Raw genomic sequence first — 20143 nt, 5'->3', positions numbered from 1 at the left:
TGGTGTTCTTCGCCATCCACGAGGGCGAGGAGCGCGCCATGCTCACCGGCGTCATCGGGGGGCTCTACCAGGACATCGCCGTGGGCTCCGTGCTGGGGCACCATGTGCTGTGCTACGTGCTGGTGGGCTTCCTCGTCGGGCGCCTTTCGACCCGCCTCGTGACGGAGCACGCGGCGGTGAAGGCGGGTTTTGTCTTCACCGGCGCCCTGGTGCAGGGGGCGCTTTTCACGCTGATCCAGTACGTGCAGCAGCCGGGCCTGGGGCTGCTCTACCCCCTGGGCGCGGTGACGGTGCCCTCGGCCTTTTACACGGCCCTGGTGACGCCCATCGTCCTCATGCTCCTGGACGCGGTGTGGGGGCGTCCGGAGCGGGACGCGTTCACCCGGGAACTGGGCTGAGCCATGCCGTCACGGAACGAACCCCAGCGTTACGAGGGGGTGGAGGGCCGCGTCCAGTGGATCGGCGTGGGCCTCACGCTGGCCATGGCCCTGCTCTGGGCGCAGTTCTGGTGGCTCCAGGTGGTGAACCTGAACGAGTTTGCCCGCATGGCCGACCAGAACCGCGTGTCGCAGAAGCGGCTGACGGCGGACCGGGGCGTCATCTGCGCTGCGAACGGGGAAATCCTCGCGGACAACCGGGCCTGCGCGGACGCGGTCTTCGTGCCGGGGGAATGCCCCAAGGAACGGCTGGGGGAGGTGGCGGCGAAAATCTGCGAGCTGATCGGGGTGGACCCGGAAGGGCTGCTGAAACGCGTGGCGGACCTCCGGGGGGCGCCGTTCACCCAGATCATCCTCAAGCGCGACCTGACGCGCGCGGACTTCGTGCGGGTGGAGGAGCACCAGCACGCGCTGCCGGGCCTCTCGACGGTGGTGCGCCCGCAGCGGCGCTACCACTACGGCGAAACGGCGGGGCAGCTGCTGGGATTTCTGGGGGAGATCAACGACACGGAGCTGGAGGGCTGGCGCGAGGAGGGGTACAAGCTGGGGGACCTCGTGGGCAAGGACGGCCTGGAGCGGCAGTATGAGAAGGTGCTGCACGGGCAGGACGGCTACATGCTGGTGACCAAGTACGCGTCGGGCCAGCCGCAGCTGCGCACGGACAGAACAGGGCGCCCGTACATCGCCCGGCGGGACACGCGGGGGCACCTGCTCGACGTGGAGGCGCCCCCCGTGCGCCCGAAATCCGGCGGGGCGCTCCACCTCACGCTGGATCTGGGGCTCCAGCGCCGGTGCGAGGAGCTGCTGCGGGGCGAGGTGGGCGCCGTTGTCGTGCTGGAGGCGGACACGGGGGGCGTGCTCGCCATGGCGAGCAGCCCCGGCTACGACCCGGGGGTCTTCGTGACCCGGGGCCACAACGAGGAGCGGGCGGAGCTGCTGTCGGGAACGAAGCCCAACCGGATGTCGCACCGGGCCTTCCGCGAGGTGTACCCGCCGGGGTCCGTGTTCAAGATCGTGCTGGCGGCGGCCGCCCTCGAGGAGGGCCTGGTGACCCCGTCGAGCACCTTCTTCTGCCCGGGCCGCTTCGCGCTGGACGGCGCCAGCCGCTACTGGCACTGCTGGAAGCGCTCGGGCCACGGCACGGCCTCGGTGGACGAGGCCCTCGCGTTCTCCTGCGATGTGTACTTCTACAATGTGGGGCTCAAGCTCGGGGTGGACAAGATATCCAAGTGGTCCCACGCCATGGGGCTGGGGGAGCCCACCGGGCTGGACCTGCCCGGGGAGGCGGCGGGGCTGATCCCCGACCGCGAGTGGAAGCAGCGGGTGTTCGCCGACAAGCAGGAGTGGGACCGGAAATGGTACAACGGCGACACGGTCAACCTCAGCATCGGCCAGGGCAGCGCCTGCACCACGCCGCTGCAGAACGCCGTCATGATGGCCGGCATCGTCAACGGCGGGCGGCGCGTGCGCCCCTTCCTCGCCCAGGAGACGGGGCCGCTGGTCTCCGACCCGATGTTCAGCGAGGCCACCATAGAGACCGTGCGCGCGGGGCTGCGGCGCTGCGTGGAGGACGGGCCCCCGCCGCCGACGGGCACGGGGCACGCGGCGTTCATGCCCGGCTTCGACATCATCGGCAAGACGGGCTCGGCCCAGGTGATGTCGCTGGCGCACCACGAGCAGTACGCGACGGAGGAGGACATCCCCTGGCACATGCGCGACCACGCGTGGTTTGTCGCGGGCGTGCTCGACCGTGAGCCGCGCATCGCCCTGTGCATCCTGATTGAGCACGGGCACCACGGGAGCTCGGTGGCCGCGCCCCACGCGAAGGACGTGATCAGCTATTTCTACGGCGAGCGCGGGCCGGAACCGCCCGCCCCCGCCCCGGCCGCGGAGGAGTGACCATGCACGGGAACCCCCTCATCCAGTACCAGGACATCAGCGTGCGCGTCTTCGACTGGCGCGCGCTCAGGCGGGTGGACTGGTTTCTGACGCTGGCCACGCTGCTGCTGGCGGCGGTGGGGTTCACCCTGCTGTACAGCGCCAGCCGCAGCAGCGACATCATTTATTTCAAGCGGCAGATGGCCTACTTCCTGGCGGGAAGCGGCGCGGCCCTGTTCATCGCCTGCTTCGACTACCGCTTCATCGTCGCCACGGCGCCGCTGCTCTACGCCGCCGCCCTCCTGACGCTGGTGCTGGTGCTCTTCTTCGGCACGGAGGCCAAGGGCAGCGAGCGCTGGCTCGTGCTGGGGCCCGCGCGGCTCCAGCCCTCCGAGCTGTCCAAGCTCATCATGGTGCTGTTCCTCACGTGGTACCTGTCCCGCCTGGGGCCGCGCATCCGGAGGTTTCCCTGGTTCGTCCTGGCGCTCCTGCTGACCGTCCTGCCCATGGGCCTCATCCTGAAGCAGCCCAACCTCGGCACGGCCGCCTGCATGGGGCCGCTGGTGCTGGTGATGCTCTTCGTGGCGGGCTGCCGCATCCGCCACCTTCTCCTCGTGGTCCTCATCGGGCTGTCGGTGTTCCCCGCGCTCTGGTGGCAGATGAGCGGGTTTGACCCCGAAAAGCCGGCGGAGCCCAGGGTGTTCTTCGAGTTGAAGCACTACCAGAAGCAGCGCATCTACACCTTCCTCCACCCGGAGCACGACCCCGAGGGCAGCGGCTGGCAGACCATGCAGAGCCGGATCACCGTGGGCAGCGGCGGCATCGCGGGCAAGGGGTTCCTGAAGGGCACGCAGACGCGGCTCAACTACCTGCCCGAGCACCACACCGATTTCATCTACTCGCTCCTCGCCGAGGAGTTCGGGTTTGTGGGCTCCGTGTCCGTCATCGCCGTCTTCCTCCTGTTCCTGCTCCGGGGGCTCATGTTCGCCCGCGACTGCCCGGAGATGACCGGCACGCTGCTGGCCGCGGGCACCGTGACGGTCCTCGCCTTCCACGTTTTTGTTAATATAGCCATCACGGCCGGCCTGCTGCCGGTCACGGGCATCCCCCTGCCGTTCCTCAGCTACGGCGGGAACTTCTACATGACCACCATGGCGGGCGTGGGCCTGCTGTTCAACGTGCGCGCGCGCGGCCCTGGCCTCGCCGTCGGCTGAGCGCGGACGCGCGCGCGCGAAAAACGGACCAAGAAATGAAGAAACATCTCGCCATCAATGTGAACCCCCTCGAGACGCGCATCGCCGTGCTGGAGGACGGGCGCCTCGCCGAGCTCATGGTCGAGCGCGAGGAAAACCGCAGCATCGTCGGCAACATCTACCGGGGACGCGTGGACGCGGTGCTTCCGGGGATCCAGGCGGCCTTCATAGACATCGGCACGGAGAAGAACGGCTTCCTGTACGTGTCGGACATCGCGGGCGCCGAGGGCACCGGGGACATCGAGCTGGTGGACGGGGTGCCCCGCGCGAAAACGCGGGCGAAGCGCGCGCGCCAGCAGCCCATCGAGACCATGCTGAAGAAGGACCAGTACATCATGGTGCAGGTCCTCAAGGACCGCCTGGGCACGAAGGGGCCGCGCCTGTCCAACTTCATCACCCTGCCGGGGCGCTTCCTGGTGCTGATGCCGACGGTGAAGACGCTGGGCATCTCGCGCAAGATAGACGGGCAGGCGGAGCGGGACCGCATCCGCAAGCTCATGAAGGAGCTGAAGCCGGAGGGGCTGGGGCTCATCAGCCGCACGGCGGGCGAGGGCAAGAGCCGCGAGGCCTTCGAGAAGGACATCCAGTACCTCAAGGACACCTGGGAGGCCGTGCGCACGAAGTTCGACACCGCGAAGGGCCCCGCCCTGCTGCGCGAGGACCTGGGGGTCATCCTGCGCGCCGTGCGCGACCTGTTCAGCGACGAGTTTGAGAAACTGGTCGTGGACGACGAGATGGAGCACGCGCGGATATGCAGCTTCCTGGAGCATTACTCGCCGCACCTCAAGCCCCGGGCGAAGTTCCAGGCCGGCCGCCTGCCGCTGTTTGAGAAGCTGGGGATCGAGGACGAGATCACCAAGGCGCTGCGGCGCAAGGTCTACCTGAAGAGCGGGGGCTACCTCTGCATAGACCAGACGGAGGCCCTGATCGCCATTGACGTGAACACGGGCCGCTTCACGGGAAAGAAGGGCCTGGAGGACACGGTGTTCCAGACGAACCTGGAGGCGGCGGAGGAGGTGGCGCGCCAGGTGCGCCTGCGCGACCTCGGCGGCATCATCGTCATTGACTTCATAGACATGGAGTCCCATGCCAACCGGCGGACGCTGATGAAGAAATTCGCCGAGGCGCTGAAGCGCGACCGGGCCAAGTTCACCGTGAGCGAGGTGAGTGAGCTGGGCATGATCGAGATGACGCGCAAGCGCGTGAAGCACAACCTGCTCAAGGCGCTCTCGCAGCCCTGCCCCTACTGCGAGGGCAGCGGCATGGTCCGCAGCGTCACCACCATGACCTTTGACGTCATGCGCCAGCTCACCGGGCTCTTCTGCCGCACGAAGGAGCGGCAGCTCATCCTCCAGGTGCACCCCGACGTGGCGCGCCGCCTGAACACGGAGAACCGCCCCCAGCTCGACGAGCTGCTCGCCAAGTTCGACCGCAGCCTCCAGGTGGAGGCCGCCGAGGGCTTCCACATCCACGAGGCGCGCCTGCTGCGCGAGAAGGGGCGGGTGGAGATCAAGGTGGAGAACCTCGGCATGGGCGACACGGAGGCGGACTGACCGCCCCGCGAACCAGGAGAACCCGACGCTTCATGGACATTGACAGGAAATGCGACGGCATCGCCCGCGCCTCGGGATGCGAACTGCGCCGCGACCCCCTGACCCGCGCCCTTTACGCCACCGACGCGTCGGTGTACCGCGTTGAGCCCGCCGCCGTCGCGTTCCCCCGCAGCGCGGCGGAAACGGCCGCCCTCGTGCGCGCCGCCGCGGAGGCCGGCGTGCCCCTGACCGCCCGCGGCGCGGGCAGCGGGCTGACGGGCGGGGCGCTGGGGAACGGCATCGTGGCGGACCTGGCCCGGCACAACCGGGCCATTCTCGGATACAACGCGGAGGCAGGGACGGTCACGGTGCAGGCGGGGGTGGTGCTCGACCAGCTCAACGCCTTCCTCCAGCCGATGGGGGTGACATTCGGCCCGGATGTGGCCACCAGCTCGCGCGCCACCGTGGGCGGCATGCTCGGCAACAACTCCTCCGGCGCGCGCGCGCCGGTCTACGGCACCACGGTGGACCACACGGTCTCCGTGGAGACAATCCTGGCGGACGGCACCGTGGTGACGCTTGGCCCGGGAGCGCCGCTGCCGCTCGGCGGGGCGGCGGGCCTCGACGCGGCGATTCTGGCGCGGACGGACATTATCCGGGAGCGCTTCCACGACGGCATCTGCAAGCGCTGGCCCGCCTACGGCCTCGACCGGTATGTGCGGGCGCATGGGGCGGGCGGCCCCGACTGGTCCAAGATCATCGGCGGCAGCGAGGGCACCCTGGGCCTCGTCTTTTCGGCGACCCTGCGGGTCACCCCCCTGCCGAAGGGCAAGGGGCTGGCGATCCTCTTCTTTGACGACCCCGCCGAGTCCTTTGACACGGCGGCGGCCCTCCAGGCCCTCGCGCCGGTGGCCATCGAATACGTGGACGACGTGCTCTTCGACCAGACGCGGGGCCAGCGCGCCTTCCAGCCGGCCCGCGATTTCCTGGAGCTGGACGCGAAGCCCTGCCGCATCTTTCTCATGGTCGAGTTCTACGGAAACGAGGGGGACTGCCTGGCGGAGCTCGCGCAACGGTTCCCCGGCGTGCGAAAAAAGGTCTGCGCGAACGCGGCGGAGATGGCGATGGTGTGGGGCCTGCGCAAGGCGGGGCTCTCCCTGCTGACCGGCCGCCCGGGCCTGGCGAAGCCGGTCCCCGGCATCGAGGACGTGTGCGTCCCCGCCGCGCGCCTGCCGGAATACACGGCGGCGCTGCGCGCCCTCTTCGCCCGCGCCGAAGTCGAGGCGTCGTTCTACGGGCACGCCGGGGCCGGGCTGCTGCATGTGCGGCCCGTGCTCAACCTGCGCACGCCGGGGGACCGCGCGAAGTACCGCATGTTCGCGGAGGAGGTCGCCGCCCTGTGCCGGAGTTTCCGCGGCTCCCTCGCCGGGGAGCACGGCGTGGGCATCGCGCGCACGGAGTTTGTCGCGGACCAGATTGGCCCGGAGCTCTCCGCGCTCATGCGCGAAATCAAGAAGGCCTTCGACCCCGGGAACCTGCTGAACCCGGGCAAGATCATTGACGACGGATCGTGCCGTTTTGACACGCGCCTGCGCTGGGAGGGGGACACCCCTCCCCTGCCCTTCGACCCCGAACTGGCCTTCGCCGCGAAGGACAAGTCGTTCCAGGGGAACCTCGACCAGTGCAACGGCTGCGGCGGCTGCCGCAAGGACGGGCCAACCATGTGCCCCACCTTCCAGGCGACGGGCGAGGAAATCATGAGCACGCGGGGGCGCGCCACCATCATCCGTGCCGTGCTGGAGGGGCGCATTTCCCCGCCGGACGGGCCGCTCCTCTCCGACGAGCTGGAGCAGGCCGTCAGCAACTGCCTGTCGTGCCGCGCCTGCGCGGGCGAGTGCCCGTCGAACGTGAACCTGCCGCTGCTCAAGGCGGAGCTGCTCCACGCCCGCCACCGCCGCCACGGGGTGCCCCTGGCCGCGCGGGTGTTCAGCCGCGTGGACCTGCTCGGCGAACTGTGCAGCCTCGCGCCGGGCGCGGCCAACGCACTCCAGCGGTGGCGGCCCGCGCGCCTCGCCGCCGAGCGGATGCTGGGCATCAGCGCGGAGCGCCCGCTGCCGGCATTCGCGGCGGAGCGCTTTGACCGGTGGTTCCACGCCCGGACTGGCGGCGCACGCCAGGCCCCGCGCGGCGAGGTGCTCCTGTGGGACGACTGCTTCGTGCGGCACTACGAGCCGGAAATCGGGAAAGCCGCCGTGCGCGTGCTGGAGGCGGCGGGCTTCGCGCCGCGCCTAATCCAGGGCCACGCCTGCTGCGGGCGGCCCGCGTTCAGCATGGGCTGTCTCGACGTGGCCCGGCGCTTCGGCGAACGGAACCTCGCCGCGCTGCGCGGCTCCGGCGCGCCGGTGCTCTTCCTGGAGCCTTCCTGCCTCTCCATGTTCCGCGAGGACTACCGCGAGCTGGGCGTTGCGGGCGCGGAGGAGACCGCCGCGCGCTGCGTCCTCTTTGAGGAGTTTGCGGACCGCCTGCTGGCGGAGTCGCCGGACGCGCTGCGTTTCTCCGGCGCGCCCGCGCGCGCGGCCGTGCATGTCCACTGCCACGCCAAGGCCGTGTCGGACCCGGCGGTGATCCTCCGCGCGGCGGGCCGCGTGCCGGGCACGGAGGCCTCCCTGCTGGACTCGGGGTGCTGCGGCATGGCCGGGGCCTTCGGCGCGATGAAGGACAAGTACGCCCTCTCGGTGAAGGTGGCGGAGCCGCTGGTGCGGATGATCAACGCGCTGCCCGCGGACACGGCGCTGATCGTGTCGGGCACGAGCTGCCGCCAGCAGGTTACCCATCTGACGGACCGGAAGCCCCTGCATTTTGCGGAGTGGCTCGCCGGCCGCCTCGCGTGAGGCGGCCATGACCGCGCGCCCGCAGCACACGCTTCCCCCGGACGTCTACGACGACGCCTATTACCTCAGCGAGGCGATCGAGGGCTATGAGGCCCACCGCAGGGGCGAACTGTCCGCCCTGCGCGCCAAGCACCTCGCCCTGCTGGCGCCCGCGCCCGGCATGGCCGTGCTCGACATCGGCTTCGCGCGGGGCGACCTGCTCCGCGCGGTGGCGGAGACCGGCGCGCACACGTTCGGGCTCGACTACTCGCCCGCCGCCTGCCGCATTGCACGCAACACCGCGCCCGGCACCGCGCTGGTCCGGGGCGACGCCATGCGGCTCCCCTTCGCCGGAGCGACCTTCGACCGGGTGTTTGCGGGGGACATTCTGGAGCACCAGGACCGCGAGGGCGGCGTGCTCCTGCTGCGCGAAATGTGGCGTGTCCTTAAGCCGGGCGGTTTCCTGCTGGCCCACACCACGCCCAACCGGCATTTCCGGACCATCGTGTGGCCGCTGGCCCGGCCCCTGCTGCGGCGCATGGCGCCGGACACGGCGCGCGACGTGGACGGGCAGTTTGCCGTCATGGACCGCGTGCACCTGCACGAGTACACCCCGGGCGAACTGCGGCGCGCCGCTGCGGAGGCCGGGCTGCCCCGCGCCGGACTGCGGGTGTGGGTGGACCCGGACCTCCTGCGGGGGGCCGATTACCGGGTCACGCGGAAACTCGCATCCCATCCGCTCGTACGGCTGGCAACCGGCGTGTGCGCGCGCCGCCCGCTGCTGGCGCTTTTCGGAAACGACCTGTACCTGCGGTGCGAGAAGGGTTTGGGGTAAAATGCGGGGGGCTGGGGCATCCCGGGGGGCATCCGACACGAGAGGACCGGGTGATCACATGAGCAAGTCATGCTGGATGCTGGCGGCCGCGCTCCTCGCGGGTGTTGCCTTCGCGGAACACGCGGACTATGTCTATCTTCCCCCGGCAAAGGCCGATCTGGACCTGCTGGAGGCGCAGCGCCACCCCCTGCCCCCGGAGCTGGTCCAAGACCTGCTCACACCGGCGCGGCCCGTGCGCGTGGTGACGGCGTTCCAGGGAAAGAACGCGGCGCTCAAGGCGGCGGCGGCGGAAAAGGGCGCCTTGCAGGTGGCCGAGGGCGTCGCCCTGGGGCTGGACGCCCATGAACTGTTTGGCGCCGGGCAGCGCGACGGGGAAACCACGCGTTTTGTCGCGGGCATCGCGAGCGCGGGGGCGCTGGCGGTCCGTCTGCGGGTGGATGTCGGCGGTTTCAGCCCCGGCCAGACGCTTTTTGTGACCAACGCGGCCGGCGGCCGCGTCCATGGCCCCTACACCGCGGCCGACGCCGATGTCCACGGCCTGTGGCTGCCCACCGTTTCCGGCGAAGAGGCCGTGCTCGTGCTGGAATCGCCCGACGGTGCCCTGCCGCCCCTGCATGTGGAGGCGGTGTCGCATTTCTTCACCTTCTTCACAGAGAAGGCGGAAAAGGCCGACCCCTGCCCCGCCCCCGCCGACTGCGAGACCGACCCGGCGGCGTGGGAAATCTCCACGGGCGAGGGCATTCTGATCATCGCCACCGGCCTGGGGCAGGCGCAGTGCTCGGGCACCCTGCTCAACCGCGCGGGCACCCCCGACCTGAAGCCCCTGTTCATCACGGCCCACCACTGTTTTGAGGGGGCTTTCATCCGGCCGGGGGGCGTGGATGTCTTCTGGGACTACCGCACCGGCACCTGCGCCCCGGACGGCACGGCGCCGGAGGTGGACGGGCTTCCCCGGAGCGGCTGCGAGGCGTTTCTCGCGGACACGGGCACCTACGACGGAAAACTTCTGCTGCTGGACGCCGCGCCGGTCGGGGCCTATGGCCGCGCATGGGCCGGATGGGACTCGTCAGACCCCGTTGCGGGGGACGAGGTGCGGGGGTTTCATTACCCCGCGGGCACCCCGCTCAAGACCTGCCGGGGAGTCGTGGTGAACCCCAGCCACGATGAATGCACCGATCTTCTGTGCACCACAGCGTATGAGGACCAGATCCGCGTCAACTGGCTGGAGGGTGTCACGGAGGGCGGCTCTTCGGGATCGGGCCTGCTGAACCGTTCCAACCAGCACCGCCTCACCGGCATGCTGAGCAACGGAAACGTCCACACCTGCGGGCGGCCGGAGCGCAACTTTGACAACTACGGTTCCTTCCCGCGCTTCTTCCCGCACATCGCCTGTCATCTCGTGGAGGGGGCGGAATGCACGCCCTCTGACAACGCCTCCGGCTGTTTCCTCTCGCGCATATTCGGCTCGTCGAGCGCCGCCGCCGCGCGGTTGCGGGCCTTCCGTGACAAGATTCTGGCCGCTTCCCCGGGCGGGCGAAAGGCGGTGGACGCCTACTACGCCGTCTCCCCGGGACTGGTCCGGGTGCTGGACGCCCTGGACACCGCCGGGGTGGCGGCCCCCTGAGGACGAACCGTTTGACGGCAAACAATTTGACTTGCTTCGTCCGGCGGTGACATACTTTTCCCGAATGAGTGAAGACGGCGGGCGGTGTTGCAGGGCAGCCGCCGCGCGAAAGGCATACACCGGAAGTCACTCCGCACAGTGGACCGTGCGGCAAACGAAAAGGAACCCAGCCATGACAGACGATGCGATCATCCTGAAGGTCAAGGAAATCATTGCGGACCGGTTGAACCGGAAACTGGAGGAGATCACGGAGGAGGCCAACCTTCGCAACACCCTCAATGCGGACTCGCTGGACCAGACCGAAATCATCATGGCCCTCGAGGAGGAGTTCGGCTTGGAGATTGACGACGACGCCAACCAGATTGAAACGGTGGGCGACGCCATCAAGTACATCAAGGGAAAGATGGGCGGCAACTGAGCGATTCGAACGCGCCCGGGCTTTTCGCCGTTTGGACAGGACAGCCCGGGCGCGCTGTTTTGTTCGGGGGGCAGATGCGCGGTTCCGCGGCACCGCAGGTGCATACTGCGAAAAACGGGCCTGAAACCCCTGAAAAACGGGGTTTCAGGCGCGCAGATGGCAGAAAATTGCATTCACACCCCGGAACTCGCTACTATTTCCCCGGTTTTGCGCATCTCCCAAACACACGATATGGATGAGTCCGTCCAAGAGTCCGGCGTGACGCCGGAACGGGAGGCGCAGCTGCGCGGCTTTGCGGCGCGGCTGGGCGTATCTCCCCGCAATCTGTCGCTGTACGAACAGGCGTTCACCCATGCCTCGCGCGTGGCGGAGGTGCAAGGCGGCGGGGGGGACTACGAGTCCCTGGAGTTTTTGGGAGACGCGGTGCTGGGGCTGGCGGCGGCCCACCATTTTGTGGACAAGGTTCCGGGAAAGACACCGGGCGAGTACAGCCGCATGCGGGCCGGCATGGTCAACCGGGAAACGGTGGCGCGGGTGGCGGAGGCGCTCGACATTGCGCCCCTGATCCTGCTGGGGCGCGGCGAGGAGATTTCCGGCGGGCGGCAGCGGGTTTCCCTGCTGGCGGACTGCATGGAGGCCCTGATCGGGGCCGTGTATCTGGACCGGGGCTGGCGGGCGGCGGAGGCGCTGGTGAGGCGGGTGTTCCGCGCGGAGTTCACGCGCGCCGGGGCGGCCGGGCAGGCGTCGGACTACAAGTCGCGCCTGCAGGAGCACTGCCAGGCGGCGGGGCTGGGCCTGCCGCGCTTCGAGGTGGTTTCCGCCGAAGGACCGGACCACTGCAAGGAGTTTGAGATCGAGGTTTTCGTGAACGGCTGCGCCGCCGGCAGGGGGTGCGGCCGGTCCAAGAAGGAGGCGGCGCAGCGGGCGGCGTGCGAGGCGCTGCGGACGGCGGGCGCGGAGCCCGCATGACGGACGGCGACAAGATGACCCCGCCGGGGACGGCGGGTTGCGTGTGTTTTTTCAACAGACAGTGTGTGGTTCCCAACCGGAAGGAGATTTGACATGTTCTTGAAAGCGTCTGGGTTGTGCGCCGTGGCGGCGCTGCTTTTCGTGGCGTATCTCGCCCGCTATGTGCTGGGCAAGCCGCAGGGCACCGAGCGGATGGCATTCCTGTCCAGCGAGATACAGAAGGGCGCGGCGGCGTTCCTGAAGAAGGAATACCAGTGGGTCTTCAGCTTCGTGACCGTCATCTTCGTCCTCTTCTGCGCCATGGGTTTCGCGAAGCCCGAGTTCGGCCTTAACTGGATGACGGGCGTGGCGTTCTACTGCGGCGCCGTCGCGAGCTGCCTCGCGGGCATTCTGGGCATGTACATCGCCACGCGCTCCAACGCGCGCACGGCGGCGGCGGCCGAGTCCGGCGGCGTGAAGGCCGCGCTGGACATCGCCATCTCCGGCGGCGCGGTCATGGGCATGGGCGTGGTCGGCATCGCCATGCTGGGCCTCGTGATCGTGTACAAGATGTTCAACGGCGACCCGAACATCGTCAACGGCTACGCCATGGGCGCGTCGCTGGTCGCGCTGTTCGCCCGCTCCGGCGGCGGCATTTTCACCAAGGGCGCCGACATGGGCGCGGACCTGGTGGGCAAGGTCGAGGCGGGCATCCCCGAGGACGATCCGCGCAACCCCGGCGTGATCGCGGACAACGTGGGCGACAACGTGGGCGACGTGGCCGGCCTGGGCGCCGACCTGCTCGAGTCCTATGTCGAGTCCATCATCGCGGCGCTGGCCGTGGCGGCGGTCGTGTCCACGCAGATGGGCCCGGACTTCCCGGACTACATCCGCGCGTTCCCGTTCTGGACGGCGGCCATCGGCATTCTCGCCTCCATCGTGGGCGTGATGTACGTCAAGATTTTCGCCAAGAGCAACCCGCAGAGCGCCCTGATGATGGGCACCTACGTGAGCGCGCTGCTCGCCGCGGGCGGCGTGTATGTCTATGCCTTCCTGAAGGGTTCGGGGTTCACGCTTGACGGCGTCGCGTACAGCGCCTACGGCCCGGCCCACGCCTGCGTCATCGGCGTGGTCTCCGGCGGCGTGGTCGGCTTCGTCAGCGAGTACTTCACCTCCGGCAGCTACAAGCCGGTGCAGCGGCTTGCCGAGCGGTGCCAGACCGGCCCGGCCATCGCGGTCACCGAGGGCACGGCGGTCGGCATGGCCTCCACCGGCGCGCCGGTGCTGGTGCTGGGCCTTGCGGTGATCCTCGCCTACCATGTGGCGGGCGTGTACGGCGTGGCCATTGCGGCCCTCGGCATGCTGGCCACGACGGGCATGGTCGTGGCGGTGGACGCCTACGGCCCGATCGCGGACAACGCGGGCGGCATCGCCGAAATGGCGCACATGGACCCGAAGGTCCGCAAGATCACCGACAACCTGGACGCGGTGGGCAACACCACGGCGGCCATCGGCAAGGGCTTCGCCATCGGCTCCGCGGCGTACGCGGCCATCGGCCTCCTGAGCGCGTTCATCCTCTCCGCCAAGATCACGGACATCTCCCTTGACAATCCGAAGATTCTCGGCGGCATCCTGATCGGCGCCATGCTCCCCTACTTCTTCTCCTCCATGCTGTTCCGCGCCGTGGGCAAGTGCGCGGACACCATGATCCAGGAAGTCCGCCGCCAGTTCCGTGAAATCCCCGGCCTGCGCGAAGGCAAAGAGGGCGTGTTGCCCGACAGCACCACGTGCGTCACCATCGCCACCCAGGGCGCCATCACCGGCATGCTGCTTCCCGGCGCCCTCGCCATTGTCGCCCCGGTCATCATGGGGCTTGCCATGGGCCCCGCGGGCCTCGCGGGCATGCTGGTCGGCGCCATCGCCACCGGCGTCATGGTGGGCATCCAGATGGCCAACTCCGGCGGCGCGATGGACAACGCCAAGAAGTACATCGAGGAAGGCCACTTCGGCGGCAAGGGCTCCGACGCCCACAAGGCCGCCGTGGTCGGCGACACCTGCGGCGACCCGATGAAGGACACCGTCGGCCCGTCCATCAACATCCTCATCAAGCTCATGTGCGTGATCGCGCTGGTGCTGGCCCCGCTCTTCGCGGCCATGTGATCCGCGCTCCCTCCGGGCGTCTTTCGCGCCCCTGTCGCCCTCCGGCGGCGGGGGCGCGTTCTGTTTGGCGGGGGCGCGCCCGCCGGATTTCCGCCCTTCGGGCTTGCAAATCCGCGCGCCGCATTGGATACTAGGGGGGTGGCCGACGGCGGCCCCGACCGAAGGAACACGCGCGATGAGGCATGACACGCTCCCAGGCTTCCGGCTTTGCGGGAGAGTGCTGTTTCTGTCCGCGGCCGCGGCCCTGCTGACGGTTCCCGGCTGCTTCTCCTCCTGCGGGGGGGCGCAGCCCGGAAAGGGGGCCGCCCCCGCCGCCCAGAGCCCCACAGGCCCCGCGCCCGTGCCGACGGCCCAGACACCGGCCTCCCCCCTCCCCTCCCCCGCGCAGAGTCCGGCCAGCCCGGCCCCGGCGCCCGACACGGCCCCGCCCCCCGCCGCACAGGCCAACCCGGCGCCCGCGCTGACCCTGGAGGCGCTGCAGCAGGTTCAAGAAGGCATGACGATGCAGGAAATCTCCGAGGTGATCGGGCAGCCAACGGTGCTGATCGCCGGAGCCAGGGGAAACAACGCGGTCTACCGCTGGAACGAGAAGGGGATGAGTTTTCTCGCGCGTTTCGAGGACGGCCGCCTTTCCCGCAAGACCGTGATTGACCCGGAGAACGACCGGCCCAAGGTGTCGGACGAGGACATGGTGGTGGACCGGGAGCTGTTTGAACAGGTCCGCGAGGGCATGACACTCCAGGAGGTGCTGGAGGTGCTGGGCGCCGAGGGGCAGCCCCTGACGGAGCCGACGGACGAAAAGACCGTCGCCATCTACCGGTGGAGCGACGGACAGGGCTCCAGCGTGACCGCGCGGTTTGAGGACGGAAAACTGGTCCGCAAGAGCGGATCCTTCGTCCAGCAGGGACAGCCCGTCGTGGAGGAGGCCCCCGCCGCCGCCGAACCCGCCCCGGAAGCCGTCGAAGAGCCGCTCCCCGCGGAGGAGGCGGACCTCCGGGAGGCCCCCGCCCCGCGGCCGGTCTCCACCTCCATTTCGGCGGAGCGGCCGCCCCGGGTCCGCGTGAGCGGCGGCAGCCGCCGCCAGCGGGAGGCGGAAAGCGGCGACCCGAACGCGGGCCGCTCGTACAAGCCGAAAGCGCAGCTGCCCAAGACTTCCCACCGCCTGCGCGAGGGGTCCTACGAAATCCGGGTGACAAACACCGCCGCCGCGGAGGCCGACGTGGCCATCGTCTCGGACGAGGGCGGCACCCGGATGACCGTCCCCCCCGGCGGCAGCCGCTCCGTAAAAGTGAACCGGGGCAACTACGTGGTCTACTTCATCTACGAGGACGACCCGCACACCCTGCACCGGGGCGGCACCATCTCCATCAGTCAATGGCTCACGGACATGGACGTCTTCCTCGCGGGGGACAGCTACGACGTCCGGGTCCTGAACAAGGGCACCGACCGCCCGGAACCAAGACGTCCACGGCGATAAACCGCCCCGAAGGAGGGCGCGCCACAGGGAGAGAATGACATGCCCGACCGGACCGCACTGCTCATGGAACCCTTCGCCGCGGTGTGCGCGGACTATTACGCGACCGCGCGGAGGGCCGCCGCCGGGGGCCGCCCCGTGGCGGGATTCTTCTGCTCCTACTCCCCCCAGGAGATTTTCCACGCCGCAGGCTACCTGCCCGTGCGCGTCTTCGGCCACTGCGGCGGGACCGGGCGCGCGGACGAGGTGCTCCAGCCCTACGCGTGCAGTTTCGCGCGCAGCGCGCTCCACGCGTCGCGCTCGGGCGAGTACGACTTCCTCTCCGTCGCCGTGTTCGCCCACACCTGCGACACCATGCAGAACGTGGCCGACCTCTGGCGCGGCCCCGTGCCCGTCATGGTCACCTCGCTCCCGTCGCGCCTCGAGGGCGCGGCCGCGCGGCGCTACTTCCGCGCCGACCTGGAGCGCGTCCGCGGCATGGTGGAGCAGCTCGCGGGCCCCGTGAGCGACGCGGCCCTCCTGTCCAGCGTCCGCCTGCGCATGGCCCACCAGGCCGCCATGCGCCGCCTCTACGCCCTGCGCCGCATGAACCCCGGCCTCCTGTCCGGGGCCGGCGCCTTCCGCGTGGTCCTCTCGTCCATGCTCATGGACAAGGCGGACCACCTCGCCCTGCTGGAGCCGCTGCTGGACACGCTCGCCCAGGAGGCCGGGGCCCCCTATGCCGAAGGACTCCCGCGCATCCTCGTCGCCGGGAGCATGTGCCAGCAGTGCGACTTCGCCGACGCCATCGAGCGCGCCGGCTGCGTCATCGTGGGCGACGACCTCTGCGTGGGGTCGCGCTCCTTTGAGCTGCCCGACGCGGACGGAAACGACCCGCTCGACCTGATCATGGAGAACTACCTGTCCCGCCGCCCCTGCCCCGCCTTCCACAAGCCGGGGCACGACCCCGGGCGGCAGCTCGTGGAGATGGCGCGCAACGCGAACGCCGACGGCGTCGTCTTCCTCATGACCAGTTTCTGCGACCCCATGGCCTTTGACCATCCCCGCGCGGACAAGTGCCTGGCCGATGCCGGCATCCCCTCGGTCACCGTCTTCGTCGAGCAGCACCAGACGCCCCCGGAGCAGCTCACCACCCGCGTGCAGGCCTTCCTCGAGACCCTCGGCGGGGGGGGCGGCGCATGAGCGCGCCCCTCTACGCGGGGGTGGACGCGGGCTCCGCCACCACCAAGGCCGTCCTCACAGACGCCGCGGGCGCCGTGCGCGGGAGCGCCGTCGTGCCGAGCGGCGCGCGCCTGGCCGACGCGGCCGTCCGCGCGCTGGACGCGGCCCTGCACGCCGCGGGCGCGGCGCGCGGCGATGTGGCCCGCCTCGTCGCCACGGGCTACGGCCGCGGGAAGGTGCCGGGCAGCGACCGCGCGGTGACCGAGATCACCTGCCACGCGCGCGGCGTGGCGTCGGTGTTCCCGGAGGCCCGCGGTGTGGTGGACATCGGCGGGCAGGACTCCAAGGCCATCGCCCTGGAGAACGGCGCGGTGCGCCGCTTTGAGATGAACGACAAGTGCGCGGCGGGCACGGGCCGCTTTCTGGAGGTCATGGCCCGCACGCTGGAGATCCCCCTGGCGGAGTTCGGCCCGCGCGCCCTGCGCAGCGCCGACCCCGCGAAACTCTCCTCCACCTGCACCGTCTTCGCCGAGAGCGAGGTCATCTCGCTGCTCGCGCAGGACCGCCCCGTGGAGGACATCCTGGCGGGCGTGTGCCGCGCCGTGGCGGGCCGCGCGGGGTCGCTCGCGGCGCGCGTGCGCGTGCAGGCCCCCTGCGTCATGACCGGCGGCGTCGCCCTCAACAGCGGGGTCGTGCGCTTCCTGGAGGAGGCCCTGGGTCTCCCCCTGGAGCTGCCGGAGTCCCCCCAGACCATGGGCGCCCTCGGCGCGGCGCTGATCGCCGCGGAGACCGCCGCCGCCCGGACCTGAGACGGCCAGACAACCGCCGCGCCCGCGCGCGGCACAGGAGCGACACATGAGCACGCAGCGCGTCCCCCTGAAGTCCTACGCCCGCATGAAGGAAATCATGACCATGTACTACATGGGCGCGAAGATGGCCGAGGGCACGGACCAGAAGCTCGCCTGGATCACCAGCGGCGCGCCCGTGGAGCTGCTCTACGCCATGGACGTGATCCCGCTCTACCCGGAGAACCACGCCGCCATGGCGGGCGCCTCGCGCATGGCGGACGCGCTCTGCGAGGCCGCGGAGGACCGGGGCTTCTGCCGCGACCTGTGCTCCTACGCGCGCACGGACCTCGGCGCGATCTTCACGGGCACCAGCCCCATCGGCGGCCTCCCGAAGCCGGATTTCCTCCTCTGCTGCAACAACATCTGCGGCACCGTCACCAAGTGGTACCAGGAGCTCCAGCGCATCTGGGACGTGCCGCTCATCTTCATTGACGCGCCCTACCAGTACGGGATGGACGACGAGCCGCACGCCGTGGACTACATGACCGCCCAGATGGAGGAGGCCATGGAGGCCATCGCGGCCGCCACCGGAAAGCCCTTCAACCGCGACAAGTTCGAGGAGGTGCTCGACCTGTCGGAGCGCGCCGCCGCCCTCTGGCGCCAGATCCAGGGACTCCTCGCCCACCGCCCCGCCCCCATGAACTCCTTCGACACCTTCATCCACCTGGGCCCCATCGTCACCCTGCGCGGCACACAGGTCTGCATCGAGTACTACGAGCAGCTCCTGGAGGAGCTCCACGGGCGGGTCGCCAACGGCGTCGCCGCCGTGCCCGGCGAGAGGCACCGCCTCGGCTGGGACAACCTCGCCATCTGGCACAAGATCAAGGAGCTGTCCACCCGCTTCGGCGAGCGCGGCGCCGCGCTCGTGGTCTCGACCTATCCGGAGAGCTTCTGCTACCAGGCCCCGGACATCTACGGCGGCGACCGCCTCCGCCGCTTCGCCGCCACCTACATCGGCGGCTACATCAACCACGGCCTGGAGTACCGCGAGCGCGACCTGGCCGGCATGGTGGAGAAGTTCCACCTCGACGGCTTTGTCATGCACTCGAACCGGTCCTGCCGCGCCTACTCCTTCGGCCAGTATGAGCTCGCCCGCCGCCTCGAGGAAAAGCACGGCGTACCCACGCTGATGCTGGAGGCGGACATGAACGACACGCGCACCTGGTCGGACGGGCAGGCAAACACCCGCATTGACGCCTTCCTGGAGTCCCTCGACGCCAGGAAGTGAGCGCGGCGGGGGGAGCACACGCATGAAACGCAGACACTTTCTCGGGGGGCTGGCCGCGGGCGCGATGGCCCCGCTGGGCGCGGCCCGCGCCGAAAACGGCGCGCCAGCAGACCCCGCCACGGTGGAGTGGTCGCGGCGGCTGCCCGTGCGCCACACGGCGGACGTGGCGGTCATCGGCGGCGGCATCGCGGGGGTCTCCGCCGCGTGCGCCGCGGCGAAGTCCGGCGCGAGCGTGGTGCTGGTGGAGCGCTTCGCCGTCACGGGCGGCGACCTCACCGCCGGGGGCGTGGCGAACTTCTGCGGCAAGATGACGGGCCAGGGCGAGGTCTTCGACGAGATCGTCCGCGACCTCACGGCCTTCGGCGCCCTCGACGGCACCAACATCCACTACGAGATCCTCGCCGTCGTCCTCCAGGAGATGCTCCTGCGGCGTGGCGTGAAACTGCTGCTGCACACCCGCTTCGTGGACGCCGTGGTCCGCGACGGCGTCCTCACGGAGGTCGTCGTCGCGGGGAAGTCCGGCCCCGAGGCGGTCCGCGCGCGCCTGGTCATTGACTGCTCCGGCGACGGCGACGTGGCCCGCGCCGCAGGCTTCGCCGTGGAGCGCGGGCGCGCGGGCGACGGCCTGCCCCTGCCCATGTCCATGATGTTCTTCGTGCGCCATGTGGGGGCGGACGAGACGCGGCCCCGCCTGCCGGAGGGCTGGTTCGACCCGGTCCGCCGCCAGGAGGACCTGCCCATGACCAGCCTGTGGCCCGACGGCCCCGGCGCCAACGCGCTCAAGGTGAAGATTCCCATGTTCCACTCCACGGACACCGAGGCGCTCACGGCGGCGGAGGTCCGGGGGCGCCGCCGGATGCTGGAGGTGCTGGACTACTACCAGCGGGTCGAGGGGAAGCCCTGGCGGCTCGACCACTGCTCGCCCATCATCGGCATCCGCGAGGGCTGCCGCATCACGGGCCTCCAGACGCTCCGCGTGGACGACCTGCGCGCCGGACGGCGCTTCGACGACGCCGTCGCCATGGGCACCTTCTACCTCGACGGCCACAAGCCCGACGACGACAAGCGCACCTACATCCTGCCCAAGGACGAGCTCGAGGTGCCGCCCTACCAGATCCCCTACGGCTGCCTCGTCGCGCGCGACGGGCGCAACCTGCTCATGGCCGGCCGCTGCTTCTCCGCCGACCAGCTCGCCCTCTCCTCCGCCCGCGTCAGCACCACCTGCTCCATGATGGGCCAGGCCGCCGGCATCGCCGCCGCCCTCTGCGCCGCCAAAAACTGCGCCCCAGCGGAACTTGATCCCGCCCTCGTAAGGAAGACCGTGGAGGAGCGCGGGGGGGACCTTAGGGTTTAGGGTCTAGCAGCCCGTGGCAAAAGGCTGAATTGAGCGGACCATGTTGAGGTGGTTCCATGCGGGCGTTTCTGGGCGTGTCGTGTGGCGGTGTTTCCTGCGGGGGGGCATACAGGACCAAATGGT

Annotated in this window: 15 protein-coding genes; all 15 read left to right on the top strand. The window is 69.9% G+C overall.

All coding sequences use genetic code 11. The features are described 5' to 3' along the window. The coding region (gene mreD, locus GXY15_15265) for a rod shape-determining protein MreD (protein ID NLV42571.1) at nucleotides 1-398 on the top strand (398 nt) is incomplete at its 5' end. Nucleotides 399-401: 3 nt separating this feature from the next. After that, nucleotides 402-2336 (top strand): penicillin-binding protein 2, encoded by a 1935-nt coding sequence (gene mrdA / locus GXY15_15260; protein ID NLV42570.1) that lies wholly within the window; start codon nucleotides 402-404, stop codon nucleotides 2334-2336. A gap of 2 nt (nucleotides 2337-2338) precedes the next feature. After that, nucleotides 2339-3529, top strand: a complete 1191-nt coding sequence (gene rodA, locus GXY15_15255; GenBank protein ID NLV42569.1) for a rod shape-determining protein RodA — start codon at nucleotides 2339-2341, stop codon at nucleotides 3527-3529. 35 nt (nucleotides 3530-3564) lie between these two features. After that, entirely contained in the window at nucleotides 3565-5121 is a 1557-nt protein-coding gene (locus GXY15_15250; GenBank protein ID NLV42568.1) for an Rne/Rng family ribonuclease, read from the top strand. Between the two features lie 32 nt (nucleotides 5122-5153). Next, entirely contained in the window at nucleotides 5154-7991 is a 2838-nt protein-coding gene (locus GXY15_15245; protein NLV42567.1) for an FAD-binding protein, read from the top strand. 7 nt (nucleotides 7992-7998) lie between these two features. After that, on the top strand, nucleotides 7999-8805 hold the full coding sequence (locus tag GXY15_15240; protein NLV42566.1) for a methyltransferase domain-containing protein: 807 nt from the start codon (nucleotides 7999-8001) through the stop codon (nucleotides 8803-8805). 58 nt (nucleotides 8806-8863) lie between these two features. Next, nucleotides 8864-10429 (top strand): hypothetical protein, encoded by a 1566-nt coding sequence (locus GXY15_15235; GenBank protein NLV42565.1) that lies wholly within the window; start codon nucleotides 8864-8866, stop codon nucleotides 10427-10429. 172 nt (nucleotides 10430-10601) lie between these two features. Continuing rightward, nucleotides 10602-10847: an acyl carrier protein gene (gene acpP / locus GXY15_15230; GenBank protein NLV42564.1), complete on the top strand. Its 246-nt coding sequence runs from the start codon at nucleotides 10602-10604 to the stop codon at nucleotides 10845-10847. Between the two features lie 258 nt (nucleotides 10848-11105). Then, the gene (gene rnc / locus GXY15_15225) at nucleotides 11106-11816 is read left to right on the top strand and encodes a ribonuclease III (GenBank protein ID NLV42563.1); all 711 of its coding nucleotides are present in this window, start codon (nucleotides 11106-11108) and stop codon (nucleotides 11814-11816) included. Nucleotides 11817-11909: 93 nt separating this feature from the next. Continuing rightward, nucleotides 11910-13955, top strand: a complete 2046-nt coding sequence (locus GXY15_15220; protein ID NLV42562.1) for a sodium-translocating pyrophosphatase — start codon at nucleotides 11910-11912, stop codon at nucleotides 13953-13955. A gap of 217 nt (nucleotides 13956-14172) precedes the next feature. Continuing rightward, entirely contained in the window at nucleotides 14173-15432 is a 1260-nt protein-coding gene (locus GXY15_15215; GenBank protein ID NLV42561.1) for an outer membrane protein assembly factor BamE, read from the top strand. A 39-nt stretch (nucleotides 15433-15471) separates the two neighbouring features. Then, nucleotides 15472-16611: a 2-hydroxyacyl-CoA dehydratase gene (locus GXY15_15210; protein NLV42560.1), complete on the top strand. Its 1140-nt coding sequence runs from the start codon at nucleotides 15472-15474 to the stop codon at nucleotides 16609-16611. Beyond that, nucleotides 16608-17399, top strand: coding sequence for a 2-hydroxyglutaryl-CoA dehydratase (locus GXY15_15205; GenBank protein NLV42559.1), 792 nt, complete (start codon nucleotides 16608-16610; stop codon nucleotides 17397-17399). The genes GXY15_15210 and GXY15_15205 overlap by 4 nt, the downstream gene beginning before the upstream one ends. A 46-nt stretch (nucleotides 17400-17445) precedes the next feature. Beyond that, complete coding sequence (locus tag GXY15_15200) at nucleotides 17446-18666, top strand: 2-hydroxyacyl-CoA dehydratase (GenBank protein NLV42558.1); 1221 nt, start codon at nucleotides 17446-17448, stop codon at nucleotides 18664-18666. Between the two features lie 22 nt (nucleotides 18667-18688). After that, entirely contained in the window at nucleotides 18689-20020 is a 1332-nt protein-coding gene (locus GXY15_15195; GenBank protein NLV42557.1) for an FAD-dependent oxidoreductase, read from the top strand. Nucleotides 20021-20143: the final 123 nt, after the last annotated feature.

The organism is Candidatus Hydrogenedentota bacterium, from assembly GCA_012730045.1.
Taxonomy (GTDB): Bacteria; Hydrogenedentota; Hydrogenedentia; order Hydrogenedentales; family CAITNO01; genus JAAYBR01.
Note: the sequence above shows the minus strand (reverse complement) of the source record. Positions and strands in the feature narration are given on the sequence as shown.